At 58.5% G+C, this 784-nt stretch carries 1 protein-coding gene; it reads right to left on the bottom strand.

Translation table 11 applies throughout. From position 1 onward, the window contains the following. Positions 1-749 (bottom strand): IS5 family transposase gene (locus VWY75_RS19485; RefSeq protein WP_416538105.1). Its coding sequence is split into 2 segments (ribosomal slippage), with 750 coding nucleotides annotated over them: positions 1-428 and positions 428-749; the frame shifts between segments, so codons are not numbered across the junction. This gene is flagged as partial in the annotation. Between the last annotated feature and the right edge of the window lie 35 nt (positions 750-784).

The raw sequence follows: 784 nt of genomic DNA, 5'->3' as shown, positions 1-784 counted from the left end.
ATAGATGACGGTTGCGGCGAGGGCGATGGCTGAGAGGAAGACCTTCGGACAGCGGTCGTATCGGGTTGCCACTCGTCGCCAATCCTTAAGCCTGCCGAACATGATCTCGATCCGGTTGCGCCGTTTGTATCGGCGCTTATCGTATTTCACAGGTTTCTTGCGCTGTTTTCGGCCGGGGATACATGCGCGTATCCCTTTGCCTTTCAACGCTTCTCTGAACCAGTCGGCATCATATCCACGGTCCCCGAGCAGCCAATCGACGTCCGGCAGGCTGCTCAGCAATGCCCGTGCGCCGATGTAGTCGCTGACCTGACCAGCCGTGACAAACAGGTTGAGCGGCCGCCCTTGGCTGTCGCAGATGGCGTGCAGCTTGGTGTTCATGCCGCCCTTGGTCCGGCCAATCAGGCGTCCACGCCCCCCTTTTTCACGCCCATGCTGGTCGCCGTTCGGTGGGCCTTGAGATAGGTCGCGTCGATCATGACGGTCGTCTGTTCGCCGTGCTCGGCAGCCAAACCGGCCATCATCCGGGCGAAGACGCCCTTTTCGCTCCATCGTTTCCAACGGTTGTACAGCGTCTTGTGCGGACCATAGGCGGCGGGCGCGTCACGCCATCGTAAGCCATTGCGATTGATAAATATAATGCCACTCAAAACGCGGCGATCATCAACGCGAGGCTTGCCGTGGGACTTGGGAAAGAAAGGCTCAAGACGCGCCATTTGCGCGTCAGTCAGCCAGAAGAGATCAGACATGTTCACCGCTCGATTTTCGAACCGTGAATCATGCA

It is taken from the genome of Phaeobacter sp. JH20_08, from assembly GCF_048056635.1.
GTDB classification, from domain to species: domain Bacteria; phylum Pseudomonadota; class Alphaproteobacteria; order Rhodobacterales; family Rhodobacteraceae; genus Phaeobacter; species Phaeobacter bryozoorum.
This window is presented reverse-complemented; position numbering and strand designations above follow the sequence as displayed.